We start from the raw sequence: 25851 nt of genomic DNA, 5'->3' as shown, positions 1-25851 counted from the left end.
TCATACGACAAACCCCACTTTCACATGTCCAGTCAACCAATCCGGGGCCAGTGATACAMCCTGCCCCGCCACGCCGTTTTCCATGCCAAAGCGTGGATGCGTGACTGTCACGGCCTGTCCCAATTCCAGCGCCAGCATCTCCGCCGTGCCGTCGAATTCGTAAACCATGCGCGGCACGCGGCCAATCGCCAGGCGGCGCTGCGCCTCTGCCTCGGCATCGACGCGGCGCAGCAGCATGGTGTCCTGCTGCAGCGGTTCCGCGTCGAGCCGGTAGGCCGCCTGTATCGCACTGTCCACAAGGGTGGCCGTCAGCCACTCCGTTTCAAACAAATCCTTGTGCTGGACTGGGATACCTGTCAACAAACCCGTTTGCACGGTCCAGTTCTTGCAGAAGCCCAGCTTGACGGATGCCATCGGCGCGCTGCGGCTGACTGGCGTCAGGCTGCCCGCCACCATGTGCTTCGGCCCTACCTGCGTCGGCGAGCCGGCGGGAGGCAGGCTAAGTTGCAGCAGCCGCAGCTGCCCCAGGCGGGACATCACCAGCTGCGCACCCAAGCTGGACGCCAGCATCTGGCAGGCATTGAGCACATTCGTGCGGCCGGCCAGGAACAGGCCCACCGCTTGCGGATGCGCGGCATCAAACGCCGCCAGGTTGGCCGTATCGAGATCGCCATCGGCAAAGCGGTCGCCCACCTTGCCGTAACCTGTCGCCAGGCGCCGCACCAGCGCGGCCACCGTATTGGCATAGGCGCCAGGACGGTCGCCCTGCACAGTCACTGTAACTGTCCCGGCGGGTGGCGCCGCCAGGACGACGGTTCCCCTGGCCTTGTCAGCCGTGATTCGCACCGGCAACCCGTTGTCGCGCACTTCGATGATCCCTTCGATGGCGCCGTCATGCACTTGGTACTGAAGCAAGGCCGGATCGGCCAGCAGCGGCGTGATGTTGTGCACCTCGCCAAAAACCAGCGGCAGCACGGCGTCCTTGTTCGGCGTCGCGCCCCCCAGCTTGGCCTCGCTGACAGGCGTATTCAGGCGTTGCAGCTTGTCGCGCAGTTTCAGGGCCAGCTTGTCGCGGCCTTTCGGCGCGACGTCGGCCACCACGCCATTGAAGATCATGCGAAAGTCGCTGCGGCGCCAGCGCGGATCGCCGATCCAGGCACGAATCGGACGGTTCATCCACACGTCATCGAGCCAGGCATCACGGATGCCGGACGGATTGTGGATCTCGATGTCGCCCGCCGACAGACTGGCCTCGCCGCCCAGCGACAGCTGTTCGGTGAACTGCATGCCCGTCGAGACGATGGACTGGTACGCCAGGTTCGGCGGCGTGTCATCGGGCGACGTGACATACGCACCCGTGCTCAGGAAGCGGGTGCGCTCCTGGCCACCGCTGTACACGGCCACCTCGATCAGCACCAGACGGCGCGCCGAGGGATTGCGCAGCCACGCGGTGAACTGCGCGTCGCCCATGGCCCCATTCAAGGTTTCGTTCATACTATGCTCGCTTTCGATTGACTGGCCCAAACTGAGGCACGGGCCGCTTCCGACGCGCCGGCCGACACCTTGTCGGCGGCGCGTTCATTGGCATCGTAATTGCTGCTGATGATGGCGCCCGTCTGCTGGTCCTGATCGGCGCGCAGCTGGCGCACTTCCTCGCGCAAGCCCTTGATCTCTGCCACCAGCGCTTCGTTGACGCCATCGCCGGCACTGAAATAGCGCTGCATCGCTTGCGCCGCCGGCGCGTCGACCACCACCTCGTCAACGGCGGCAAGCGGCATGCCGAAAGCGGATGCGAACTGCATCCCGCCTGTAATATCGACGTTGCCACCTGCCCGCAATGCAGCGCCCAGCGCATCGACCGCTTCCTGGATGCCCACCGCCGTCTTGTTTAGATTGATCAACTGCCCTACCTGCGTGTCGAGGGCCGTCAACTGCTTCTGCGCATCGCTCATCTGCGTGCCGGCAATCGCCGCCAGCGCCGCCAGGTCAGCCTGCACCCGCGCCGCATCGGCCGCATAGGCGTCGCTCGACGATTTGACTACCTGGTTCGCCGTCAAGTACGCCGTGGCCACCGCCGTCAGCGCCGATTGCGCCGCCGCATCGCCCGTCTTCGCCTTGGCCAGCGTTTCCTCATATTGGCGCTGCGCCTCAGCCATTTTCTGCATCGGCGTCAGGGTCGACAAGCTGCCCAGCAGCAGGGAATCCTTGAAAGAGCGGATGCCATCGCCGAAGGTTTTCAGGCGGTCGATGGTGGATTTGAGGGCGGAGGACTCCGTCTCGTAGGCGCTGGTGATGTCTTGCCGCGCCTGCAGCTGGTCATATAGCGCCTGGTTGGAAGCATCGACCGAAGTACGCTCGCGGGCACGCAATTGCGCCGACGTCATCGTCATCTGGTCAAGTTTTTCCTGGATGCTCTTACGCTCGTCGGCGATACCCTGCTCCGATTTGGTCAGGTCTTCCGTCGCCGCATGCGTCTTCGCAAACGCATCGGCCAGCGCCATCAGGCCCGCATACTGCTCGGCGCCCGTCTTGGTGGCCAATGCGCCGGAATTGACCAGTTGCAAGACCGTGTCCTTGAACTGCGCGCGCGTGGTCACGCTGGCATAGCCCAGGGCGGCCATCTGTTCCGTCACGTGTTTTTGCACGGGCGCCAGGCGCTCGGCTTCGGTCAGGTAATTTTCGGCAAAGAACGCAGTCCGATTGCCCAGTGCCTCAACGCCGCCGGCAGCCTTGACCAATTGCTCGCGCGCCGCCAGGGATGCCACGCCGACGGCGCCAAATGCCTGCTGCGAAGTGCTGCCCAAGGTTGCCAGCACGGCGTCAACAGTGGCATAACTACCCGCCAGGCGCTGCAGCGCAGCGCTCGCCGACTCGCCTTTCAATTTGAGCTGCGACAAGGAAGGAACCAATTCCATGGCCATGGCATCGCCGACGCCGGTAAAGAAGTCGGCAATGGCTTTCTGATTGGTCGCATCGTCCTTGGTCATGACAATATTGAGCGACTGCGTGCGCGTGGCCAGGCCATCCGTATTCACGCCCAGTGTGCTGGCGAACGTGCCCGTCACCGCCTTCATCTGCGCGTACGTATCGCCTAGCGATGCGGCCAGCTCGGCATCAACTTCATAGTGGTCGGTACCCTTTTTATTCTTGCGGAAAAGACCGCCTTTCTGGGTCCAGTTCGAATAACTCTCGCCCGTAAAGCCATCGACACCGAGACTGCCGGAAATACCTGCGCTGCTGACCTTTTTCTCTCCCATGCCGAACAGGCGATTCGCGGCGCCTCCCAGCAAGCCGCCAACCAGGGCGCCCATAGCAGTACCTACCACCGGGAAAATGCTGCCAACGACAGTCCCGATCGCCGTGCCAGCATTGACGATGCCATTGCGGCCATATTCACCCGAAATCATCTTGCCGCCGTACACGCCACCCATGACGCCGGCGGAAACGCTTGCCGCCGCGCCCGCACCGGTGGCAAATGCGCCATTGGCCCCGGCTGTGTACGGAGTGCCTTGCAGCATGCTCATGCCACGCTGCACGCCATTGGCTACCGAAGTACCAATACCGGAAAGTCCGTTCGACAGCGATTCATAGATGCCTTTCGCCGAACTCAAAAGCGACTGGATACCCCCGCCATTGGCCAAACTGCCATGCGCTTGCGCCGCACCCGGATTCAGAAACGAGGCAAAGCCGGCCGCAATGGGAGACATGATCGGTTGCAGCACGAGGTTGTTGAACATGCTCTTCAACTTGTCCTTGAACATCGTCGCCAGGTTCTTGCCGCCTTCGAAGCCGTTCATGAAGGCGTCAGTCAGCGATTTTTCGATATCCTTGGCGCTGGCGGCCCAGTCATCCGAGGCCTTCTTGGCCGCAGCGGCAGACGCTTCCTTGGCGGCCAGTTCTTCCGTCGCCGTCATGCTGCGCTGCTTGGCATCGATCAAGGCATTCAAATACTCGATCTGCGCCGCATTTTCCTTGCCCACCGCCAGCGCGGCGCGCTGTTCCTTCAACAACGCCATTTCATTTTGCGCGATAGCGGTCTTGCTCATGCCATACACCGCTACCAGCTTTTCGCCAGCCTCCGCTTCCTTGACGGCATCGGCAACGGCCTGCGTCCGCGTATCGGACAGCGCTTTCGCGTCCGCCTGCGCCTGCTCCGACACTGCCTTGGCTTTCTTGTCCACCTCGATCTCATCGAGGCGAGTTTGTATCACTTTGCGTGCAACCTCGAATCCCGCCTGCTGTGCTGCGGTCACCTTTTTCGTCCGATCCGCCAGGAGTTCCTTCAACCGATAATCGAACTGTTGCGCCTCGTTCATCTCGGCATAGCCGGCAACTTCGCGCTTCAGGTCGCGGGCCTTGCCGCGCATGTCATCCATCATGGCTTCGAAAGGCGTTGGCGGAGCGGGAAGTGATGGCGCGCCTGTACCAGTTCCGCTCGTCGGTTTACCCGACGCGCCTTGCTGCTCAAGCTGCTTGAGCTTGCCCTGCAGCGCATCGAATTCGGCTTGCAGCCTTGCCATGTTGCTGTCCCGCGCCGCCTTGTCCAGGGACTGGTATTTTCCAGTGCGATTGCGCACCGCATCCATCTCCGTCGATATCTCTGCCATGCGCTCGCCAGCCGGGGTATCCAATCCCTTTTCCGACACGCCCAGCTTTGCCAGCTCATTGCGCTTTGCCAGCTGGACCATCTGTTTGTCGAGTTCAGCAATAATATCCTTGGTACTCTTGCGCATGGGTTCTACGGCTTTCTCCGCATTGTCCTTCGATGAATTCCCCCACATGGCCCAGGCAGTTGCACCCAAGCCCAACACCGTGACAATCAAGCCGATCGGGCCACCCAGGAATGCCAACGCACCGCGCAACACGCCAGCGGTGACGGACGCGGCACGCATTGCCGCCGTCTGCGCCACCAATGCAGCCGCATGGGCCTCGGTGGCAACTGCAGCGCGGGCCTGGGCCGGTATCAGGCCATTGGTGGTCAACGCCAGCGCCACGTCGGCCTGGCTGGCGCGTATCGTCGCTTGCAATTCAGCCACGCGCGCGGTCGCCAGTGCCGAGGTGGCGGCGGTCGCCGTCACGTCGGCATTCGCCGCCGCCAGGGTGGATGCAAGCAAGGCCCGGTTGGCTGTGACCTTGCTGTAAGTAGCCACTACGACGCCGGCAGCCCAGGTGGCAAACTTCGCGGTGGTCAGCGTTTCCAGCACGCCAACGACCAGGGTCAGGTTATTCGACAAAAATTCGAGACCGCTCGTCATCAGGCGCACGGCGCCGCTCGACTCCGCCTGCCTCGCCGTGAATTCCATCACGTTATTGCTCAGAACGGTAAAGCTGCCGCCAATAGTTTCGAACTGCACGGCTTCCTTGCGCAACTCGCCCAGCGCGTTCGGCAGCGCGATGGCCATCACATCGGCGGTGATCAATCCTGCGCCGGCAAACCCGGCAAGCGCTTCTTTCGACACGCCCAGACCGGCGGCCATTGCCGCCATGACTTCAGGGGCGGCCTGGCTGATGGCGTTAAATTGCTGACTGTTCAGAGCGCCATCGGCGAAGGCATCGGACAGCCCCTTGAAAGCGGTAGCGGAATCGGCCGCGGAGGCGCCGCTGATCTTGACGCCAAGATTGAGCGCCTCGGTGATACCGGCCACTTCGGCCTGGCTGATGCCCAATTTCTTGGTCGCATCGTTCATTTGGGTATACAGACCCGCCGTAGCGGCGAGATCCGTTTGTCCCGAGGCGGCAATACGCTTGACATTGTCGTACGCCTCGCCATATTCCTGCGTAGAGCTGGTCGACATGCGCAGTTGCGCTGTCAATTTCGTATATTCATCAGTTAATTTAACGATCTGGCCGATATTGTTGGAAATACCCAGGCTGGAGAGTATCTCCGTGTACTTTTTCGTGACATCTTCGAGTTTCAGAGTCGACTTGGCGGCCTTCTCGCTGGCCTCGCGCATGCGTTCCAGGTCATCTGCCGCGATGCGCACATTGAGCGTATCAATGCGTATCTGTAGTGTTGCAATATCAACGGTCATAATTTACCCATAAAAAAAGCCACCGAAGGGTGGCAATGCAAATCGAGGCCCCCCTGGCGATGACAGTTGTGTTTTTGGCGTCACCTCTGCTATAGATAGGCCGGGTAAAGGCCAGCCTAATGAGAACTGTTTTGATGGGCCATGTAGGCCGCGTCAAGCTGATCGACCAGCTCTTCTTCCCATACCGCCAGGCGTATGCGGTGTCGCAACTGCCAAGCCAGGATATCGAGGCTGCTCAAGGGATTGACCGCCATGCCGTTTTGCCGCTTGCGGCTCATCTGCACGAAAAACTGCCACACGTGCGCCAGTTCAAACGGCAGTTGCGCGCAAACGGGAGCCTGCGGCTCCCGGTAGAGTGGATGACGCTTCGCGGCATCCAGGTGCTCGCCTTTCGCATTGCCATCAGCCGCCTTCGCCGAACGCTCAAACTGTTCGTCGGCAAAGAGCAGCAAGGCGGCGGCTAGACCGTCAAAAAATTGCCGTCCGCCTCGAGCGCAGCCAGCACTTTTTCCTGCCAGGACGGCATTTTTTCAAAAATCGCCTTCAGCAAAGCCGGGGACGGTTGTACCGGCACGCCCTTGTCGACGAAACCAGGCATGCCCACCACCACCGCGATGGCGATCTTCATGCTGCGGTTTTCCGCCAAGTCATACAGTTCCGCAGCGCCTTCGTCGGTCTTCGCGTCGATCTGCTTGCTTTTTTGCACCGAGCGCTTGATCGCCACCACCGACGTTTCGCGGATCACGGCACGGTACTGGTCGGAATTTTTGCCGACGATTTCAAAGCCCGCCTTGTGCGCACCATCTTCGTCGAACAAGACCGACACCAGGTGCACCTGGTCCACAGTCTTGTTACCGTCATTCAGCAGGGAGATATCAAAACCAGCCGAGGCGATCATTTGTGCGTTGTTCATGTGTATTTTCTTTCTTGATAAAGGTAAAAAGTAAAAGGCCGCCCTCACGGCGGCCCCGGGTCAAGCGTCAGCCGCTTACAGCGCGCTGTCCTGGATGGTCAGGGTGGTCGCTTCATGCTGCGCATCGGCGCCCTTGTAGCGCAGGACGTCGAAGGCGCAGGTGACGATCTTGTTTTTCTCGCCGTCGTCGATCTTGGCCGACGTGATCTTGATGCGGCCCATGGCCAGCGCCAGCACGTCGGCGGTTGGCGCCGTGCCCGACGCCATGGCGTAGGCCAGCGGGATTTCCGTCTCGGACTTGAAGTAGTCGAGGTAGGTGGCGTCCTGCAGCAGCACCGTGAACTGGCCCGAGCCCATGACCTTGCCGCGCGAGGCGGCCGTGGCGTACTTCGAGCCGATCACCGGGTCGACCTTGACCTGGCCGTCGAGCGAAACGGACATGCCGGTGCAGATCTGCGACGGGATGCCGTTCACGGACAGCATCGCCGTGGCGCCCGAAAACTTGCCGGCGCCAGGCGCGGCCAGCGGCGTGGGGAAGTACGGCACGGCCGTGGTCGGGCCTTCCGCCTTGCCCATCAGGGTGAAGTCCAGGCTCGTGATGCCGTTCGGCTGCACGGCGATATCCATCTTGCTGACCAGCTGGTCGACGAAGCTGCGGTGCACGCCGATCTTCGGGTCCTGCACTTCGGCCGTGAACCAGTCGGTGGTGTGGCCACTCAAAGGGGTGAAGCTGCGCTTGCCCACCGCCGCCACGCCGACCGAGTCGCCGGCCGCCTTGACGATCATGGCCGAACCATCCATGAACTGGCCATTCAGGTTGGTCGCCGTCACCGACGTGACGAAGAAGTTCTTCGCGTTGTTGGCGGCGGCCGGTGCCGTCATGCCGGTGATGCGCACCACGCTGCCGGCGCGGAAACCCTCGGCCAGCCAGGAACCGGCGCTGCGCGTCAGGCCGGAGGCGGCGGCAGCGATGGTGGTTTGCGCGGCAGCGACGCCGCCAGCCGTGAAGTCGCGGCGCAGCAGCGCTGCCATCAGCGGCGCGTAGGTGCCGCACGCCGCTTCGGCCTTGATGGCGCCCGTGGTGCGGAAATTGCCCAGGCGGGTATCGCCCTGCTGCTGGCTGGCGTCGATTTCGGCGCTCGCGTATTTGTCCGCTTCCGTGTCGAAGGTGGCCGTGACGCGGGGATAAATCTGACCGCCGCCGGCTGCGGCCTTGCTGCCTTCGGCGCTTTGTTTGCTGATAACGATCAAGCTGTCAATGCCGTTTGCTGTCGATGCCATAAGTAATACCTTTCGTGGGATGAAAAAAAGACCACAGCTGTGGTCTTGAGGGGGGGGAACTGCCAAGTATCGGGAAAATAAAAAGCCCGCGCGGTGAGGCGGCGGGCTGGCGTCCGGAAGGCGCGAGGCCGTGCCGGACGGAATGGGCGAAGGGGGCCATGAAGGCGGTTCGCTGCGCTGATTTCCCCTATCGGTGTCGCGCCAGAGGCGCGTCTATTACGAGTGGAGAAGCATGTGGTCCTGCGGTGTTGCCGGTATTGCTGTTGCTGCGTGATCGAGACTCTATTGTAGGGGCATTTTTTTCAGCGTCAGGCATATTGCAAAAAACTTTTCAGTGACCCAGACGGCGCATGGCGCGGGCCCCGTGCGACTGGAAGATGCCTTCCAGCTCGCTGACCATATCCTTGATGCGTTCGAGCTCGAAGCCGCCGGAGCAGCAGATGGCCGCTTCGCCGGCACCGTGGCACGCCTTGCAGACGACCGGCGCTCCGGCCTGCATGGCGGCGACGACGCCCGTGCCGTGGCAGACCTTGCATTTGCTGTCAAGCCAATGCGCGAGCGACGCTTCGGCCACGCGGCGATACAAGGTATTGGCGGCCTGCGCATCCCAGGCCGTGTGCGCCTTGACCCAGCGCCGCGCCCGGCCCTTCTGCGTCACGGCCGCAGTCCAGGCGCGCAGCAGCTGCGCCAGATTGCCCGCATTGCCTTCGAACAGGCGGCTGACGGTGCCGTCCGCGTACTTGACACGGCACAGCAAGGCGCCCATGTCGCCGGCCAGCGCGGCCGCCGCGATCACGTCCAGGTCGTGGTGGACCGCATCGTCGCGCAGGTTCTGCGAGGACAGCGATGCGATGAATTTTTCTGCAAATCCCATGATTTCTCCTCGTTGATACTAATCGTTATTCCGTGCCGGCCCGAACAGCGCCGCCACCAGCGGATCGCGGCGCGCCGCACCGCGTGGCCAGCTGGCCGTGCGGCGCACCTGCGGCGGCAGTTGGGCCCAGCCGTCGACCTCGTCGTCCTGCTCCCCCAGCGCATACAAGGCCGGCCGCTGGCGCCCCGGCTCCGTGCAGTGGCGCTGCGCCAGGTGGATCTGTCCCATGCCGCACATGTGGCGCAAATAGCGGCTCATGGTGCCCGCGTCGAGTCCCAGCAAGGCGGACAGCTGCGCCGCGCTGGCCTGGCCCTGCTCGCCGACGTACTGCACGATGCGGGCGATATGCAGCTGCGCCTTCTTGCTGCGTCCCTGTAACTGGCGCGGCGTGCGCGCCGCCGCCCTGTCCACACTTTCCTGACTACTGTTCAACATCTGCCTGACCTCCCGTGGTGGTGCCAGCCGGCAGACGCTGTAGTGCGTTTGCGACAGGCAACGAGTAGACTTTATCAATCGCTAATGTTAAAGTCAAGCATTTGGTAATTTATCAAACGGTAAATTTCAGGTTTAATGTGGAGATGAATATGTATCAATACAGACGCGACCGCCTGTTGGCCCTGATCCGCGAGCACTACGACAACACGCGCAAGAAAATTTCCGACGCCAGCGGCTGGAGCGAGGCGCGCATTTCGCAAATCCTCTCGCCCACCTACCGCGAGGGCCGCGCGTTCAGCGAAAAGATCGCGCGCAAGCTGGAAGCGGACCTGCGGCTGGACGGCATGTATTTCGATCAGGGCGCGGCGCCCGACCAGGCGGCCATGGCGGCGCGCGCGCTGGCCGGCGTGCAGCCCGTCATCGTGGACGATGGCGAAGATGAGCGCTTCTACCCGATCCGCAAGGTGAAGCTGCGCCTGTCGGCCGGCATCACGGGCTTTGCCATCGAACCGGAAACGCACGACGGCAGCACCATCAGCGTGCCGCGCAGCTGGGTCGAGCGCAATGGCTACCACCCGGAGAAACTGGTGGCGATCAAGGTCAAGGGCGAAAGCATGGAGCCGGCCCTGTACGAGGACGACGTGGTGATCATCAACACGGCCGACAGCCGCCCGGCCGACGGCGTGGTATTTGCCATCAACTACGAAGGCGAGCCGGTGGTCAAGCGCCTGGCGCGCGATATCGGCGAATGGTGGCTGACGTCGGACAACCCGGACCAGCGCAAATACCACCGCAAGCTATGCCGCGGCAATGAATGCCTGATCGTCGGGCGCGTCGTGCGCAAGGAAAGCGACCGGATTTAGCCGGAGTTTACCGAACGATAAACTCCGGTTGTTCCTGGCGCTTAAGCCAGGGCTGCGGCGATCTGCTGCAGCGACGCAGGATCTTCGATCGACGTCAGGTCGCCCGGACTGCGTCCTTCGCAGATGGCCTGGATCGAGCGGCGCAGCAGCTTGCCCGACCGCGTCTTCGGCAGCTGCGCGACGAACAGCACGCGCGCGGGCCGCGCCACGGCGCCCAGCTGCCGGTCGACGACCGCCATCACCTCGCGCTCCAGGGCCGCTTTCGCGTCAACGCTGTCGATGCCCTGCGGATTCTTCAGGATCACGAAAGCCATCGCCACCTGTCCCTTGAGCTTGTCCTCCATGCCCACCACGGCCACTTCCGACACGTTCGGATGGCTGGAGATGCTTTCCTCGATTTCGCGCGTGCCCAGGCGGTGGCCGGCCACGTTGATCACGTCGTCCGTGCGCCCCAGGATGAAGTAATAGCCATCGGCGTCGCGCATGCCCCAGTCGAAGGTGGAATACACCTGGCGCTCGCCGAAAGTGGACCAGTAGGTGTCGACAAAGCGCGCGTCGTCGCCATACACTGTCTGCATGCAGCCGGGCGGCAGCGGACCTTCCAGCACCAGCACGCCCTTCTCGTTGGCGCCGCACTCCTCGCCCGTCGCCTCATTGAGCAGCCTGACCTGGTAGCCGTACATGGCCAGGCCGGGGCTGCCCAGGCGCGTCGGGGTGTCGGCCACGCCTTTCGCCACCGACAAAATCGGCCAGCCCGTCTCCGTCTGCCAGTAGTTGTCGATGATGTCCACTTTCAGTTCGTCGGCGATCCACTGCGACGTGGTTTCGTCAAGCGGCTCGCCCGCCAGGTACAGCGCTTTCAATGACGACAGGTCATACTTGCGCATCAGCTCCACCGGATGCTTGCGCAGCACGCGGATGGCAGTGGGCGCCGAAAACATGCGCGTGACCTTGTATTTTTCAACGATGCTCCACCAGACGCCCGCATCTGGACAAATGGGCAAACCCTCGTACAGGATGGTGGCCATGCCGGCGATCAGCGGGCCGTACACGATGTAGGAATGGCCCACTACCCAGCCGATATCCGAGGTGGCAAAGAAGGTTTCGCCGGGCTTGCCGCAGAATGTGTACTGCATCGACGCCGCCAGCGCCACGGCGTAGCCGCCCACGTCGCGCTGCACGCCCTTGGGTTTGCCCGTCGTGCCCGAGGTGTACAGCACATACGAGGGCTCGTTCGATTCGAGCCAGGCGACGGGCACCTGCGCGCCCAGGTGCTGCTCGCGCAGGGCCGCGTAATCGACGTCGCGCCCCTGCGTCAGTTGCATCGGCACCAGATGCCGGTCGACCAGCAGCACATGCCGCGGCTGGTGCGCGGACAAGCGGATCGCTTCGTCGAGCAGCGGCTTGTAGGCAATCGCCTTGCCGTTGCGCGAGCCGGCATCGGCGGAGACGACCAGCTTGGGCTGCGCGTCGTCGATGCGGCTGGCCAGGCTGTTGGCCGCAAAGCCGCCGAACACCACGGAATGCACGGCGCCGATGCGGGCGCAGGCGAGCATGGCGAACGCCGCCTCGGCGATCATCGGCATGTAGATCAGCACGCGGTCGCCCTTGACGACGCCCAGCGATTGCAGCATGGCGGCGCAGCGCTCCACTTCGCGCTGCAGCTCGCGAAAGCTGTAGCTGCGCTCCGTGTTCGTCTCGGTGGAAATGGCGATCAGCGCGGCGGCATCGCCCTGGCTGTCCACCCAGCGGTCGACGGCGTTATGGCACAAATTGGTGGTGCCGCCGACGAACCATTTGGCAAATGGCGGGCGCGAATAATCAAGCACTTGTGAAAACGGGGTATGCCAGGCGATCTTTGCCGCTTCCTCGCGCCAGAACGCTTCTGGCGTGTCGATCGAGCGCTGATAAAATGCTGCGAAATTCATGTCTCCTCCGGTAGGCTTGCAATCTGTTGTAGTTGCTGCTCGTTCCTGTTCTGCTGATCTTTTTCGCGCAAGCGCCCTCCGCACCGTGCCGGCACTGGCAGGGCAGGTATCGGCCGGGCCAGCGGCGGCCCGGCGGCACGGCTTAGCCGGGCAAGGCGTCGCCGGGCAAGGCGTCGCCGGGAATGCGCACGAATCCCTCCATCAGCACGCGCGCGCTGCGGCTCATGATGGCCTTGGTGACGCTCCATTGGCCATCGACCAGCGCCGCTTGCGCGCCCACCGTCAGGGTGCCCGACGGGTGGCCGAAACGCACGCTGCTTTTTTCGCCGCCGCCGGCCGCCAGGTTGACCAGGGTGCCGGGAATGGCCGCCGCCGTGCCGATGGCGACGGCCGCCGTGCCCATCATGGCGTGGTGCAGCTTGCCCATGGACATGGCACGCACCAGCAGGTCGATCTCGCCCGCTTCCACCTTTTTCCCGCTGGACGACACGTAGCCAGCCGGCCGGGCGACAAACGCCACTTTCGGCGTGTGCTGGCGCTTGGCCGCCTCATCGAGGCGGGAAATCAAACCCATGCGCAGGGCGCCGTGCGCGCGGATGGTCTCGAAGCGGGCCAGGGCTGCCGGATCACCGTTGATGGCGTCCTGCAGTTCCGTGCCCGTGTAGCCGATGGCGTCCGCGTCGACAAAAATCGTCGGGATGCCGGCGTTGATCATGGTGACGTTCAACACGCCGATGCCGGGCACGTCGAGCTCATCGACGAGGTTGCCAGTAGGGAACATCGCGGAACTGCCGCCGTCGCCGCCCTCCTCGTCCGCGGCCGGATCGAGGAATTCCAGCTTGACTTCCGCGGCCGGGAAGGTCACGCCATCGAGCTCGAAGTCGCCCGTTTCCTGCACTTCGCCATGCGTCATGGGGACGTGGGCGATGATGGTCTTGCCGATATTGGCTTGCCAGATGCGCACCGTGGCGATGCCGTCGCGCGGCACGCGGGCGGCGTCCAGCAAGCCGCTGGCGATGGCGAACGAGCCGACGGCGGCCGACAGGTTGCCGCAATTGCCGCTCCAGTCGACGAAGGGCTTGTCGATCGAGACCTGGCCGAACAGGTAGTCGACGTCGTGGTCAGGCTTGCTGCTTTTCGCCAGGATCACCGTCTTGCTGGTGCTCGACGTGGCGCCGCCCATGCCGTCGATCTGCTTGCCGTAGGGGTCGGGGCTGCCGATCACGCGCAGCAGGAGCGCATCGCGCGCCGCGCCCGGCACTTGCGCGCTGGCGGGCAAATCCTGCAGGCGGAAGAACACGCCCTTGCTGGTGCCGCCGCGCATGTAGGTGGCGGGGATTTTGATTTGGGGGGTGTGGGTCATGAAATTTCCTGAAAAGCCGGGCGACGCGCGCCTGCGCGCCACCCGGTGAATGACGAACTGCTTACGCTGCCTTGGACGATTCGAGGAAATCCTGCGCGAATCGTTGAAGAACGCCGCCCGCCTCGTAGATCGACACTTCTTCCGCCGTATCGAGGCGACAGGTGACGGGCACGTCGACCGTGTCGCCGTTCTTGCGATGGATCAACAAGGTCAGGGTGGAGCGCGGCGTGCGTTCGCCCACGACGTCGTAGGTTTCGCTGCCGTCCAGGCCCAGGGTCTTGCGGTTCACGCCAGGGAGGAATTCCAGCGGCAAGACGCCCATGCCCACCAGGTTGGTGCGGTGGATGCGTTCAAAACCTTCGGCCACGATGGCTTCCACGCCGGCCAGGCGCACGCCCTTGGCGGCCCAGTCGCGCGAGGAACCCTGGCCATAGTCGGCGCCGGCGATGATGATCAATGGCTGCTTGCGCTCCATGTACACCTCGATGGCTTCCCACATGCGCGAGATTTTGCCTTCCGGCTCGATGCGCGTGAGCGAACCGGCCTTCACCTTGCCGTCCTCGACGACCATCTCGTTCTTCAGGGTCGGGTTGGCGAACGTGGCGCGCTGCGCCGTCAGATGGTCGCCCCGGTGCGTGGCGTAGGAATTGAAGTCTTCCTCGGGCAAACCCATCTTCGCCAGGTATTCGCCGGCCGCGCTGTCGAGCATGATGGCGTTCGATGGCGACAAGTGGTCGGTGGTGATGTTGTCGCCCAGGACGGCCAGCGGACGCATGCCTTTCAAGGGGCGCGCGCCGGCCAGCGCGCCTTCCCAGTATGGCGGGCGGCGGATATACGTCGTCTGCGGACGCCAGTCGTACAGGGGGCTGACCTTGATGCCGTCATCCGCCTGCGCGGCAAACATGGGAATGTAGACCTTGCGGAACTGCTCCGGCTTGACGCTGGAAGCGACGATGGCGTCGATTTCCTCGTCAGACGGCCAGATATCTTTCAACAGAATCGGCTTGCCGTCGGCGTCATGGCCCAGCACATCCTTTTCGATATCGAAGCGGATGGTGCCGGCGATCGCATAGGCCACCACCAGCGGCGGCGAGGCGAGGAAAGCCTGTTTCGCGTACGGGTGGATGCGGCCGTCGAAGTTGCGGTTGCCCGACAGGACGGCCGTGGCGTACAGGTCGCGCGACACCACTTCGTCCTGGATGACAGGATCGAGCGCGCCCGACATGCCATTGCACGAGGTGCAGGCAAAGGCCACCACGCCAAAACCCAATGCTTCGAGTTCCGGCATCAGGCCCGCTTCCTGCAGATACAGTTCCACGGTTTTCGAGCCGGGCGCCAGCGACGATTTCACCCAGGGTTTACGGGTCAGGCCGAGGCGGTTCGCATTGCGCGCGATCAAACCGGCGGCGATCATGTTGCGCGGGTTGTTCGTGTTGGTGCAGCTGGTGATGGCGGCGATGATGACGGCGCCGTCCGGCATCTTTCCCGGCTCGTTTTCCACCACGCCGGAAATGCCGCGCGCGGCCAGTTCCGACGTCGGCACGCGGTTGTGCGGATTCGACGGGCCGGCGATATTGCGCACGACGGACGACAGGTCGAAGCTCAAGACGCGCTCGTACTGCGCATCGGCCAGGCTGTCCGCCCACAATCCCGTTTCCTTCGCATACAGCTCCACCAGCTTGACCAGCTCGTCGTCGCGGCCCGTCAATTTCAGGTACTTGATGGTTTGCGCGTCGATGTAGAACATGGCGGCCGTGGCGCCGAATTCCGGCGCCATGTTGGAAATCGTGGCGCGGTCGCCCAGGGTCAGGTGCGACGCGCCTTCACCGAAGAATTCCAGGTAGGACGAAACGACCTTCTGCTTGCGCAAGAATTCCGTCAGCGCCAGCACGGTATCGGTCGCCGTGATGCCCGGCTGCGGTTTGCCCGTCAGCTTGACGCCGATGATGTCGGGCAAACGCATCCACGAGGCGCGGCCCAGCATCACGCTTTCCGCTTCCAGGCCGCCCACGCCGATGGCGATCACGCCCAGCGCGTCGACCATCGGCGTGTGCGAATCCGTGCCCACCAGGGTATCGGGATAGGCTACACCATTTTGCACCTGGATCACGGGCGACATGCGCTCAAGATTGATCTGGTGCAAGATGCCGTTGCCTGGCGGAATCACATCGACGTTCTTGAACGCCTTTTTCGTCCAGTCGATGAAATCGAAGCGGTCTTCGTTGCGGCGGTCTTCGATGGCGCGGTTCTTGGCGAAGGCGTCGGGGTCGAAACCGCCGCATTCGACGGCCAGCGAATGGTCGACCACCAGCTGCGTCGGCACGACGGGGTTGACCAGGGCCGGATCGCCGCCCTGGGCCGCGATGGCGTCGCGCAGGCCGGCCAGGTCAACCAGGGCCGTCTGGCCCAGGATGTCATGACAGACGACGCGGGCGGGGAACCACGGGAAATCGAGGTCGCGGCGGCGTTCGATGAACTGGCTCAGCGAAGCGTCCAGGGTGGCCGGGTCGCAGCGGCGCACGAGGTTTTCGGCCAGTACGCGCGAGGTGTAGGGCAAGGTGGCGTAGGCGCCCGGGGCGATGGCATCGACGGCGGCGCGCGTGTCGAAGTAGTCCAGCCCTGTTCCCGGCAATGGCTTGCGGTACAGGGTATTCATCGGGGTAGTCATTGCGGTGCTCATTATTTGCGGTCCTTGATCGGCACGAATTCCAGGTCTTCCGGGCCGACGTAGTTGGCGCTCGGGCGGATGATCTTGTTGTCGATGCGCTGCTCGATGATGTGGGCGGCCCAGCCCGAGGTGCGCGAGATGACGAACAGCGGCGTAAACATCGCCGTCGGCACGCCCATCATGTGGTAGGACACGGCCGAGAACCAGTCCAGGTTCGGGAACATGTTCTTGATTTCCCACATGACCGATTCCAGGCGCTCGGCGATGTCGAACATCTTGGTCGATCCCGCTTCCAGCGACAGCTTGCGCGCCACTTCCTTGATGACCACGTTGCGCGGGTCCGAGATCGTGTAGACGGGGTGGCCGAAGCCGATCACCACTTCCTTGTTGGCCACGCGCTCGCGGATGTCCGCTTCCGCTTCGTCGGGGTTGTCGTAGCGCTTCTGGATGTCCAGCGCCACTTCGTTGGCGCCGCCGTGTTTCGGGCCGCGCAGCGCGCCGATGGCGCCCGTGATGGCCGAATGGATGTCCGAACCCGTGCCGGCGATGACGCGGCTGGTGAAGGTCGAGGCGTTGAACTCATGTTCCGCGTACAGGATCAGCGAGGTATGCATGGCTTTTTCCCACGACGCCGACGGTTTTTCGCCGTGCAGCAGGTGCAGGAAGTGGCCGCCGATCGAGTCGTCGTCCGTTTCCACCTCGATGCGCTTGCCGTTATGGCTGTAGTGGTACCAGTACAGCAGCATGGAGCCGAACGACGCCATCAGGCGGTCGGCGATGTCGCGCGCGCCCGGCGCGTTATGGTCGTCCTTTTCCGGCAGGGTGCAGCCGAGGACGGACACGCCCGTGCGCATCACGTCCATCGGGTGGGCGGCCGCCGGCAGCGCCTCCAGCGCCAGCTTGACGGCCGACGGCAAGCCGCGCAGCGATTTCAGCTTGGCCTTGTAGCCTTTCAGTTCGGCGCTTGTGGGCAGCTTGCCGTGCACCAGCAGGTAGGCGATTTCCTCGAACTCGCAGCTGTCGGCCACGTCCAGGATGTCGTAGCCGCGGTAATGCAAATCGTTGCCGGTCTTGCCGACCGAGCACAGCGCCGTGTTGCCGGCGGTGACGCCGGACAGGGCGACGGATTTTTTAGGCTTGAAAGTGGCGGCTTGCGGTGCGTTCATTGATTTCTCCAAAAATTGACTAGTCTCGGTTGCGTCACTGCGGGGCCGGCAGGCGGCCCCTGCTTCTTTACTTATTTCTGCTTATTTCTTTTGCGCGGCGAACAGCGCGTCGAGTTTTTGTTCAAAATCATGATAGTTGATCGATTCATACAATTCCATGCGCGTCTGCATGGTGTCGACGACGTTCTTTTGCGTGCCGTCGCGGCGCAGCGCCTGGTAGACGTTTTCCGCCGCCTTGTTCATGGCGCGGAAGGCCGACAGCGGATACAGGGCCAGGCCCACATGGGCGCTGCGCAGTTCGTCCAAGGTGAACAGCGGCGTGGCACCGAATTCCGTGATGTTGGCCAGGATCGGCACATTGACGGCCTTGGCAAACGTGGCGTACATGTCCAGGTCAGTGATGGCTTCCGGGAAGATCATGTCGGCGCCCGCTTCGACGCAGGCGATGGCGCGTTCCAGCGCCGCTTCCAGGCCATCGACGGCCAGCGCATCGGTGCGCGCCATGATGACGAAGTTCGGGTCCGTGCGCGCGTCGACAGCCGCCTTGATGCGGTCGACCATCTCTTCCTTGCTGACGATTTCCTTGCCCGGACGGTGGCCGCAGCGCTTGGCGCCCACCTGGTCTTCGATGTGCAGGCCGGCCGCGCCGAACTTGATCATCGATTTCACGGTGCGCGCCACATTGAAGGCGGAGGCGCCAAAGCCCGTGTCGGCGTCGACCAGCAGCGGCAGGTCGCACACGTCGGTGATGCGGCGGATGTCGGTCAAGACGTCGTCCAGGCTGGAAATGCCCAGGTCGGGCAAGCCCAGCGAGCCGGCCGCGACGCCGCCGCCGGACAGGTAGATGGCTTTATAGCCGGCGCGCTTGGCCAGCAAGGCGTGATTGGCGTTGATGGCGCCGACGACTTGCAACGGCGATTCTTCCTGGACGGCCTTGCGGAATGCGGCACCTGCGGAGTATTGAGTCATGTGTTCACCTTATGGGTTTCGGATGGTCCCGAATGTTTCACGGAGTGGCTATGAGCATTCCTATTGCAAATGCCGTGCCAGCCCCGCTCACCGGCCAGGGAAATGCGCCGCGGCACAGTGAAAAACAGGGGAGGCGGCCACGCGGCGGCGCTGCGCGCGCTGTCACGCCAGGAAACATCGATGTCACGATTCAGCGCAACGATGTTTCAAATATGTTTCAATCATTCCGCTTGAAACATTGAAACATGAAACAGATCAGGCTGCCAGCAGGCAGGACGCCGGGCGCGCGCATAAAAGAACAGCCGGCGGGCGCCGGCTGCAGGATTGCTGGAACGTCAGGATTTACGCCAGCCGCACCAGCGGATTGGCGATGATGTTGTCGATCTGGCGCACGGCCTCTTCGCAGGCGGCGGCAATGGCGCCCTCCTCGTCGTCGCGCACGAACTGCATGGTCGAGCCTTCGAAGACTTCCAGGCCTTCCGCGGTGGCGCGTTCGATGTCGCAGCTGGCCGACCATTTGCCGTCGGTGGTGGGCACGGCCAGGGGAACGATTTCCCAGCCTTTATAGTGAATTTTAGAACTGTTATCCATGGGTGCCTCCTTGGTGACTGACTTAATAGTGGAAATCGTAGCATGAAGCGCCGCCGGCAGCGACGTGTTTCACGCGCCGGCACGCAATTGGGCTAAACGATTTACGCTGGCTCAAGGACGCAGCAGATTGTCCACTTCGGTCTTCGCCACTTCCAGGCCGGCCGCGCAGGCCGTCTCGGGGGCCGCATAGCCGCCCAGGGTGCGGCTGCGCGTGATGGCCTGCGCCCCGGCTTCCCCGTCGCGCTGCAGGCGATAGCTAAAATCCCATAAATCGTCGTTATCCTTTTTGCGGGGTCACGGAAATCGTAAAACCACGGTACTGTTCGCTGCGTGCAGTGATATCGTTCATGAATTCCTCCTTGTCAGAATGAGGTTACCACGCTGCAAGGCCCAGGGTGCGCACGGCAGTCGCGTGCGCGGCACGGCCCCTTATCTGTTTTTCGCATGTTAAATGTGAATCTGCAGCATTTTTTTAGCGAACTCTGGCGATATAATGCCCTTCCCTGTCCGTCCCTTGCCGCCGTGATGACTCCACAAATCCAAGCTTTCTTCGACCCCGCCACCGCCACCGTCACCTATGTCGTCTACGAGGCTGACGGACGCGACTGCGCCATCATCGATTCCGTGCTCGACTACGACCCGAAGGCGGGCCGCACGTCCACCGCCTCGGCCGACAAGGTGATCGCCTTCGTGCGCGAGCATGGCTTGCAGTGCCGCTGGCTGCTGGAAACCCACGCGCACGCCGATCATCTTTCCGCCGCGCCCTACCTGCAGCAGCAGCTGGGCGGCGACGTGGCCATCGGCGCAGCCATCCAGACGGTGCAGCAGGCGTTCGCCGCCGTCTACCACCAGGATGCGGCCCCGGCCGACGGCTCGCAGTTCGACCAGTTGTTCGCGCCCGACCAGGTGTTTCATATCGGCAAGCTGGAAGCGCGCGCGCTGCATGTGCCCGGCCACACGCCGGCCGATCTGGCGTACCAGATCGGCGACGCCGTGTTTGTCGGCGACACCCTGTTCATGCCGGACGTGGGCTCGGCCCGCTGCGATTTCCCCGGCGGTTCCGCTACCCTGCTGTACCGCTCCGTGCAGCGTTTGCTGGCGCTGCCGCCGCAGACGCGGCTGTTCATGTGCCACGACTACCCTCCCAACGGCCGCGCGCCGCGCTGGGAAGTGACGGTGGCCGAACAGCGCGCCGGCAACATCCACTTGCACGACGGCATCACGGAAGACCAGTTCGTGGCGATGCGCACCCGCCGCGACGCCACCCTGGACATGCCGACCCTGATCCTGCCCGCCATCCAGGTCAACATCAACGCGGGCAAGCTGCCCGAGCCGGAAGACAACGGCGTGCGCTACCTCAAGATACCGCTGAACGCCATCTGATTTTCCCGCACTCCCCGCCTGCCGCACGTCCTTTCTTGACACCACGCAAGTTCCACCCCGGGCAATCCGCATACAGTGCAGATTGCCCGGGCTCGCCTGGGCGCCGCTTTTTCCTGTTGAACCTTGACGGAGCGCCCGTATGCTTCCCGACTACACGCCAGGCACCGACTGCCTGCTGCTGGCCGAGGCCGAAGGCACGACCTTGTTCAGCCATGCCTTGCTCAAGGCCGTCACGCGCTTGCCGCGCCCCGGCATCGTCATCTTCGTGCACGGCGTCAATTCCGACGGCGAATGGTATGAGCAGGCCGAGCAAGGCCTGTGCGCCGGCCTGAATGCCCGCCTGAAGCGCCGCGACGAGGACCTGGCACTCCCCGGCCCGGCCGCCGGACAGATGCAGGCCGCCACTTACGCGCGCGAACTGACGGACGACGGCTTCCTCAACCCCAAGCGCAATGCCACCACCTTCCTGCAGGCGGACGATGCCAATTCACCCGTGATCCGCTTTCGCTGGGGCTACAAGGCCAACGGCGAGCAATTGCAGGCATTCGGCGACGGCATCTATCTGAACGAAAAGAATTACTGGGGCGGCGGGCCGTTCGCCAACGGCTGCAGCGCCCTGCCTGACCTGTGGGGCCAGGGCTTGTCGGAGGAACTGTTCCTGTGGATGCATATCCAGCACATGAACCCGACGAATGACCGGCAAGTGTATGCCTGCCCGCCACGCCCGTACTTCGTGTTCGCCGCCTGGCGCCTGGCGCGTCTCGTACAATCGATCAGAGCGTGCCAGCACGACGCGCCCGTCACCATCGTCTGCCATAGCCAGGGCAATATGGTGGCCATGGCGGCCGCGTTTCTCGGCGAAACGCTGGGCGCTTCCGCCGTGGCAGACAGTTACGTTCTATGCAACCCGCCCTACAGCCTGCTCGACAGCAATTTTACGGAAAACTGGGTCAGCGGCCATCTGAAGGATGAGCATGGCAACACGGGCCGGCAAAAGTACGAAGCGCGCACGCAGACCTTGAAAGCGTTTTTCAACATCCTGCGCACCCGCCCGGCCATGCAGCAGGATGCCGCCTTTGTCGACGAATGCAGCGCCAATCGCAAGCCTGCACGCAAGGACAGCTATACGGCCGCGTTCGACCGCGCAGACTACGGCTTGCATGGTTCCACCTATGGCAGGGTCACCCTGTATTTCAACCCGCACGACCAGGTGATTTCGGCCACGCCCGTGCAAGGCATAGGCTGGCGCGGCATGTCGGCACAGGAAATTGCCGATGCGGGCGGTGAAGGCGTCTTCACGCAGCGCGTGTTTGCGCAAAATCACCTTGTCGGCCAGGAAAATGAAAAGGACTACGACATCTGGCAGCGCAATGGCCAGTCCTTGACGCCGGACAGCCTCGATTTCTGGCACCCGCGTTCACTGGTCGCCGAGTACTCGATCGAAAAGGGCATGCGGGCCAGCAAAGGCATCGGCCGCAAGATACTGACCTTCCTCTTCGCCCCCATCGTCATCGTGCTCGCCAAGACTGCCGGCACGCGCATCAACGCCCTGCCGCCCAAGTCCTGGCGGCTGCCGATGAAGGCGCCCAGGCTGCCCGAGCCCTTCCTGCCGCATTCGAAACGCTTTGCCGATACGAGCGAACAATTTGACGAAGGCTGCGATGCCCCTGCCGGCTCCCTGCACAAGGACCGCGCCGCCGAAACCGACGACGCGTATGCGCCTTACCGTTCCCAGGGCAAGGGCGATGCACAGACCGAGGCGGCACTGCGCTACGAACAGAATGGCATGCTGCGCATGCAGGCCAGGCGTGACGGCTGGGTCGAAAAAGGCAAGCCTGTGACGGCGGTGGACAAGCCGGAGGAGGCTTCCACGGAATTCAAGGCCTGGCGCAAGCAGGAAATCCAGAACTACCTGGCCGCCAATATCGACACCCACGCCACCGATCACTCGACCATCATGACCAATCCCGAGCATGCGCAGAAGGCGCTGGCCTATGACGTGGCGGTGGGCGTATGCACGATCAGGCAGGAGGCGTTGCGAGAATTAAGGGTTGCGGCGGATTGGAGCCTGTTGAAAGGCTCATCTTTCGAGTCTGGAGAGTTCTTTGAATACTACGACAATGGGACATTTAAAAATGTATCTTTATTTACATGGGCAAATGACAAAGACAGCCCTGCCAGAAAACCAAAAAGCATCGTTGACGAGCGCCAGAATGCCAGGCCTGCCGACCCTTCCACCAACTTTGCACTGAGGACTGACGGTGCGTAAGTTCATTGTCACGCCGCGCCAGCGACTGGCCTGGGCGCTCGCCACATCTTTCATTGTCATTTGCCTTGTGCTCTGGCTCAACTGGCCAAGCTATGCAGGTCACCAGACTATCCATTCACCTGGAGAACTCATGAAACAGTTCCTTGCGCTGCCCATGCTCGCTGCGTTCACCATGTTTGCGCTATTGACGGCCTGCGCCGTGCAACCTGTGCAGAAGGAAGACGATCTCCCAAAAAACACGACCCATGCTCCCTTCCGGGCACAAGTGGTGGGCCTGCAATGGCTCAATCCACTGCAACGGCTCGACTATCCGACCGAGTGGCAGCTGCTATGGACGTTGGGATTGGCCAAGCCCAACAAGAATGACGATATGGTCAGGACGGATCCCAGGGGCTTCAGCACCTTGCAGGCCGTCGCCCCCATTGCTCACGATATCAATGGCAGGGAAACGTTCAAGGGTTATCACCATAAGTATCTGCGCGAGCTGATGACCAATTTCCACGACATTTATTATTCCAGCCCCACCTACTTCTACCACGTCTACCCCAAGGATAAAAAACAGAACTGGCGTGAACTGGCCGGCATCCGCGTGGAATATGCCCTGCCTGAAGGAAAATTCGATTTGGCAGAAGTACATCAATTCACGCAGCAAACCATCACCGACACCTTCAGCATCGGCAACACTCACTTCCCCACCCTCTGGACCCGCGCCACGCCACCCGACGTGCGCATCACCCTGGGCGGCAACAATGCGGGCTTCGTCTCCCTGCAAGCCGCGCTGGCCTATCTGGAAGCGCATCCGAAGGAAACCGTATGGGTCATGAACTGGGATGCGCCGAGCCGGCCGAAAACCATGCAGATCAATGAAAACCTCGTGCTGCTGGTGCTGGCCGGCCCTGATTACAAAACGGAGCGGGCGGCGCTGGCGTGGATAGGCTATCCGGCCACGAAGAATGTCGCCGATTTTGCACTGGCCAAGGGCAAGCCGCCGCGCGCCGTGCAGGCCTGGCAGGCGCTATTTGCCGAAGTCGCGCGCCATGGCGGCAAGACGGAAGAAGACATCGGCTACGTCATCCACGATGCCAACAGGACCTTGCCCACGTCCCCCGACCGCCTGGGCCAGCTGGCGCATGCCTTGACCCTGGAAGTGCCGGGCTTCGACTTCCTGCCGCAGACCTTCAATACGCCTGCCCTGCTGGGCGAAATGGGCGCCGGCACGGCGCTGACCAATGTCGCCCTGGGCATCGCCCATGCCAACCACGTCGGCCAGCCCGTGCTGGTGGCGGGCACCAGCGATCCCGACAGCGTCACGGGCGTGCTGGTGTCGCCGCCGGCCATCGTGCGCCCCATCAATCACGACCAGCCGTGGTTCCGCGCGCGCGGCGAACACCATGCCTACCTGCCGTGGTGGGGCATCCGCCACGACGCGGCGGACGGTATGCAGGGTTACTCGGATTGAAATCCGAAGGCAACGCTCGTCACATGGCGTCAAACGCAATAACACAATGCAAATGATGCGTCTTCCGCCATGCCAGATCCCTCGCTACCATGTGGTGACCCTATTCGAGGATCAGCCACGCCATGCAACTACCGTCAAAATCCGCACCACCCGAGCAGCAGGCCATCACGCTACCCGTGCGCGGCGCGCTTGCCAGCCTGTCCCTGGCGATGCTGCTGCCCGCGCTGGGCACCAGCATCGCCAACGTGGGCTTGCCCGACATGGCCAGGGCCCTGCAGGCGTCGTTCCAGGATGTGCAATGGATCGTACTGGCCTACCTGCTGGCCATCACCGCCCTGATCGTCAGCGTGGGGCGCCTCGGCGACATGCTCGGCCGGCGCCGCCTGCTGCTGGCCGGCATCGCGCTGTTTGCCCTTGCCTCCATCCTGTGCGCTCTGGCGCCCACCTTGTGGCTGCTGGTTGCCGCGCGCGCCCTGCAGGGTCTGGGCGCTGCCGTCATGATGGCCCTGACCATGGCCTTTGTCGGCAGCACCGTGCCCAAGTCCCGGACGGGCAGCGCCATGGGCCTGCTCGGCACCATGTCCGCCGTCGGCACCACGCTGGGCCCCGCGCTGGGCGGCCTGCTGATCGCGCGCCTCGGCTGGCAAGCCATTTTCCTTGTCAACGTGCCGCTGGCCGGCGTGGCGCTGCTGCTGGCCTGGCGCTACCTGCCGGCGGACCTGCACGGCGCGCACGCCAAGCGCCCCGTGTTCGACCACCGCGGCACCGTGCTGCTGGCGCTGACCCTGGGCGCGTATGCGCTGGCCATGACCCTGGGCCGCGGCCATTTCGGCGTGCGCAACGCGGCGCTGCTGCTGACCGCCTGCATCGGCGCCATCCTGTTCGTCCGGGTCGAACTGAAGGCGCCGGCGCCGCTGATACGCCTGGCCATGCTGCGCGCGCCCGTGCTCAGCGCCGGCCTGGCGACCAGCATGCTGGTGTCGACGGTCATGATGTCCACCCTGGTGGTCGGTCCCTTCTACCTGGCGCGCGGCCTGGGCCTGGGCACGGCCGTCACCGGCATGGTGCTGGCGGCCGGGCCGCTGGTGGCGGCGTTCTGCGGCGTGCCGTCCGGCTGGCTGGTGGACCGCTACGGCGCGCAGCGCATGGGCGGCGCGGGCCTGTGCGGCGCGGCAGCGGCCTGCCTGGCGCTGGCCCTGCTACCCGCCAGCCTGGGCATCCCCGGCTACGTCGCGCCGATCATGCTGCTCACGGCCAGCTACGCGCTGTTCCAGGCGGCCAACAATACCGCCGTGATGGGCGACATCGCTGCCGACCAGCGCGGCGTCATCTCCGGCATGCTCAATCTGTCGCGCAATCTGGGCCTCGTCACGGGCGCCTCCGTGATGGGCGCCGTCTTCGCCGCCGGCGCTGGCGATATCGCCGGCGCCCGGCCAGCCGCCATGATCGGCGGCATGCACGCCACCTTTGCCGTCGCCAGCGCGCTGATACTCGCCGCGCTGGCCATTTTCGCGCTCGGCCGCGCCTTGCGCAGGGCTGGAGAGCCCGCATGATGCGCGCCCGTGCAACCGGATTCCTTCCTGTCCTGCGCTTACTGCTGCTGGCGCTGGCCTGCGGCGCCATCCTGTCCGGCTGCTGCTGGCCCTGACCTGCCGCA

The 25851-nt window shown here is 63.4% G+C and carries 19 protein-coding genes; 6 read left to right on the top strand and 13 right to left on the bottom strand.

Annotation, left to right across the window (positions count from 1 at the left end):
- The 7 genes from CBW50_RS06735 to CBW50_RS06705 form a co-directional block, all read right to left on the bottom strand.
- Positions 1–1494 (bottom strand): hypothetical protein, encoded by a 1494-nt coding sequence (locus tag CBW50_RS06735; RefSeq protein WP_253251909.1) that lies wholly within the window; start codon positions 1492–1494, stop codon positions 1–3.
- On the bottom strand, positions 1491–6032 hold the full coding sequence (locus tag CBW50_RS06730) for a tape measure protein (protein WP_086144818.1): 4542 nt from the start codon (positions 6030–6032) through the stop codon (positions 1491–1493). Before CBW50_RS06730 ends, CBW50_RS06735 begins: the two co-directional genes overlap by 4 nt.
- Positions 6033–6148: 116 nt before the next feature.
- Positions 6149–6484 (bottom strand): hypothetical protein, encoded by a 336-nt coding sequence (locus tag CBW50_RS06725; protein WP_086144817.1) that lies wholly within the window; start codon positions 6482–6484, stop codon positions 6149–6151.
- A gap of 8 nt (positions 6485–6492) precedes the next feature.
- Positions 6493–6945, bottom strand: coding sequence for a hypothetical protein (locus CBW50_RS06720; protein ID WP_139842421.1), 453 nt, complete (start codon positions 6943–6945; stop codon positions 6493–6495).
- 75 nt (positions 6946–7020) lie between these two features.
- On the bottom strand, positions 7021–8226 hold the full coding sequence (locus CBW50_RS06715; RefSeq protein WP_139842420.1) for a phage tail tube protein: 1206 nt from the start codon (positions 8224–8226) through the stop codon (positions 7021–7023).
- A gap of 331 nt (positions 8227–8557) precedes the next feature.
- Positions 8558–9100 carry a zinc finger-like domain-containing protein gene (locus tag CBW50_RS06710; RefSeq protein ID WP_086144814.1) on the bottom strand — a complete coding sequence of 181 codons (543 nt, stop codon included), beginning with the start codon at positions 9098–9100 and terminating at the stop codon, positions 8558–8560.
- Between the two features lie 18 nt (positions 9101–9118).
- Positions 9119–9535, bottom strand: a complete 417-nt coding sequence (locus CBW50_RS06705; RefSeq protein WP_139842419.1) for a FeoC-like transcriptional regulator — start codon at positions 9533–9535, stop codon at positions 9119–9121.
- A gap of 149 nt (positions 9536–9684) precedes the next feature.
- On the opposite strand from CBW50_RS06705, the gene CBW50_RS06700 reads away from it, so the two are divergent.
- Positions 9685–10398 (top strand): S24 family peptidase, encoded by a 714-nt coding sequence (locus CBW50_RS06700; protein ID WP_086144876.1) that lies wholly within the window; start codon positions 9685–9687, stop codon positions 10396–10398.
- 41 nt (positions 10399–10439) lie between these two features.
- Here CBW50_RS06700 and CBW50_RS06695 read toward each other — a convergent pair whose 3' ends face one another.
- The 5 genes from CBW50_RS06695 to prpB all read right to left on the bottom strand — a co-directional run bounded on the left by CBW50_RS06695 (position 10440) and on the right by prpB (position 18492).
- A complete protein-coding gene (locus CBW50_RS06695; RefSeq protein WP_086144812.1) occupies positions 10440–12326 on the bottom strand; it encodes a propionate--CoA ligase in 1887 nt (628 codons plus the stop codon).
- Between the two features lie 142 nt (positions 12327–12468).
- The gene (gene prpF, locus CBW50_RS06690) at positions 12469–13689 is read right to left on the bottom strand and encodes a 2-methylaconitate cis-trans isomerase PrpF (RefSeq protein WP_086144811.1); all 1221 of its coding nucleotides are present in this window, start codon (positions 13687–13689) and stop codon (positions 12469–12471) included.
- A gap of 61 nt (positions 13690–13750) precedes the next feature.
- Positions 13751–16345, bottom strand: a complete 2595-nt coding sequence (gene acnD, locus CBW50_RS06685) for a Fe/S-dependent 2-methylisocitrate dehydratase AcnD (RefSeq protein WP_086144810.1) — start codon at positions 16343–16345, stop codon at positions 13751–13753.
- A 23-nt stretch (positions 16346–16368) separates the two neighbouring features.
- Entirely contained in the window at positions 16369–17523 is a 1155-nt protein-coding gene (gene prpC / locus CBW50_RS06680; protein ID WP_086144809.1) for a 2-methylcitrate synthase, read from the bottom strand.
- A gap of 81 nt (positions 17524–17604) precedes the next feature.
- Positions 17605–18492 carry a methylisocitrate lyase gene (gene prpB / locus CBW50_RS06675; protein WP_086144808.1) on the bottom strand — a complete coding sequence of 296 codons (888 nt, stop codon included), beginning with the start codon at positions 18490–18492 and terminating at the stop codon, positions 17605–17607.
- A 50-nt stretch (positions 18493–18542) separates the two neighbouring features.
- On the opposite strand from prpB, the gene CBW50_RS28680 reads away from it, so the two are divergent.
- Complete coding sequence (locus CBW50_RS28680) at positions 18543–18734, top strand: hypothetical protein (protein ID WP_139842418.1); 192 nt, start codon at positions 18543–18545, stop codon at positions 18732–18734.
- 100 nt (positions 18735–18834) lie between these two features.
- Here the strand turns inward: CBW50_RS28680 and CBW50_RS06670 are convergent, their stop codons facing one another.
- Positions 18835–19083, bottom strand: a complete 249-nt coding sequence (locus tag CBW50_RS06670) for a hypothetical protein (RefSeq protein WP_086144807.1) — start codon at positions 19081–19083, stop codon at positions 18835–18837.
- Positions 19084–19608: 525 nt separating this feature from the next.
- Between CBW50_RS06670 and CBW50_RS06665 the strand changes: the two genes are divergently transcribed.
- The 4 genes from CBW50_RS06665 (at position 19609) to CBW50_RS06650 (ending at position 25747) form a co-directional block, all read left to right on the top strand.
- Positions 19609–20466 carry an MBL fold metallo-hydrolase gene (locus CBW50_RS06665; protein WP_086144806.1) on the top strand — a complete coding sequence of 286 codons (858 nt, stop codon included), beginning with the start codon at positions 19609–19611 and terminating at the stop codon, positions 20464–20466.
- A 139-nt stretch (positions 20467–20605) separates the two neighbouring features.
- Positions 20606–22735, top strand: coding sequence for a DUF3274 domain-containing protein (locus tag CBW50_RS06660; RefSeq protein ID WP_086144805.1), 2130 nt, complete (start codon positions 20606–20608; stop codon positions 22733–22735).
- Positions 22736–22865: 130 nt separating this feature from the next.
- The gene (locus CBW50_RS06655) at positions 22866–24194 is read left to right on the top strand and encodes a hypothetical protein (RefSeq protein ID WP_086144804.1); all 1329 of its coding nucleotides are present in this window, start codon (positions 22866–22868) and stop codon (positions 24192–24194) included.
- A gap of 122 nt (positions 24195–24316) precedes the next feature.
- A complete protein-coding gene (locus CBW50_RS06650; RefSeq protein ID WP_086144803.1) occupies positions 24317–25747 on the top strand; it encodes an MFS transporter in 1431 nt (476 codons plus the stop codon).
- Positions 25748–25851: the final 104 nt, after the last annotated feature.

Source organism: Janthinobacterium sp. GW458P (genome assembly GCF_002127585.1).
Lineage (GTDB): Bacteria > Pseudomonadota > Gammaproteobacteria > Burkholderiales > Burkholderiaceae_D > Janthinobacterium.
This window is presented reverse-complemented; position numbering and strand designations above follow the sequence as displayed.

What these genes read in the sequence shown, in the direction of transcription:
- CBW50_RS06660 (WP_086144805.1), top strand. Translation starts at nt 20,606, where the DNA reads ATGCTTCCCGACTACACGCCAGGCACCGACTGCCTGCTGCTGGCCGAG.
- CBW50_RS06715 (WP_139842420.1), bottom strand. Translation starts at nt 8,226, where the DNA reads ATGGCATCGACAGCAAACGGCATTGACAGCTTGATCGTTATCAGCAAA.
- CBW50_RS06700 (WP_086144876.1), top strand. Translation starts at nt 9,685, where the DNA reads ATGTATCAATACAGACGCGACCGCCTGTTGGCCCTGATCCGCGAGCAC.
- prpB (WP_086144808.1), bottom strand. Translation starts at nt 18,492, where the DNA reads ATGACTCAATACTCCGCAGGTGCCGCATTCCGCAAGGCCGTCCAGGAA.
- CBW50_RS06705 (WP_139842419.1), bottom strand. Translation starts at nt 9,535, where the DNA reads ATGTTGAACAGTAGTCAGGAAAGTGTGGACAGGGCGGCGGCGCGCACG.
- CBW50_RS06655 (WP_086144804.1), top strand. Translation starts at nt 22,866, where the DNA reads ATGAAACAGTTCCTTGCGCTGCCCATGCTCGCTGCGTTCACCATGTTT.
- CBW50_RS06650 (WP_086144803.1), top strand. Translation starts at nt 24,317, where the DNA reads ATGCAACTACCGTCAAAATCCGCACCACCCGAGCAGCAGGCCATCACG.
- prpC (WP_086144809.1), bottom strand. Translation starts at nt 17,523, where the DNA reads ATGAACGCACCGCAAGCCGCCACTTTCAAGCCTAAAAAATCCGTCGCC.
- CBW50_RS06730 (WP_086144818.1), bottom strand. Translation starts at nt 6,032, where the DNA reads ATGACCGTTGATATTGCAACACTACAGATACGCATTGATACGCTCAAT.
- CBW50_RS06720 (WP_139842421.1), bottom strand. Translation starts at nt 6,945, where the DNA reads ATGAACAACGCACAAATGATCGCCTCGGCTGGTTTTGATATCTCCCTG.
- acnD (WP_086144810.1), bottom strand. Translation starts at nt 16,345, where the DNA reads ATGAATACCCTGTACCGCAAGCCATTGCCGGGAACAGGGCTGGACTAC.
- CBW50_RS28680 (WP_139842418.1), top strand. Translation starts at nt 18,543, where the DNA reads ATGAGCATTCCTATTGCAAATGCCGTGCCAGCCCCGCTCACCGGCCAG.
- prpF (WP_086144811.1), bottom strand. Translation starts at nt 13,689, where the DNA reads ATGACCCACACCCCCCAAATCAAAATCCCCGCCACCTACATGCGCGGC.
- CBW50_RS06695 (WP_086144812.1), bottom strand. Translation starts at nt 12,326, where the DNA reads ATGAATTTCGCAGCATTTTATCAGCGCTCGATCGACACGCCAGAAGCG.
- CBW50_RS06670 (WP_086144807.1), bottom strand. Translation starts at nt 19,083, where the DNA reads ATGGATAACAGTTCTAAAATTCACTATAAAGGCTGGGAAATCGTTCCC.
- CBW50_RS06665 (WP_086144806.1), top strand. Translation starts at nt 19,609, where the DNA reads ATGACTCCACAAATCCAAGCTTTCTTCGACCCCGCCACCGCCACCGTC.
- CBW50_RS06710 (WP_086144814.1), bottom strand. Translation starts at nt 9,100, where the DNA reads ATGGGATTTGCAGAAAAATTCATCGCATCGCTGTCCTCGCAGAACCTG.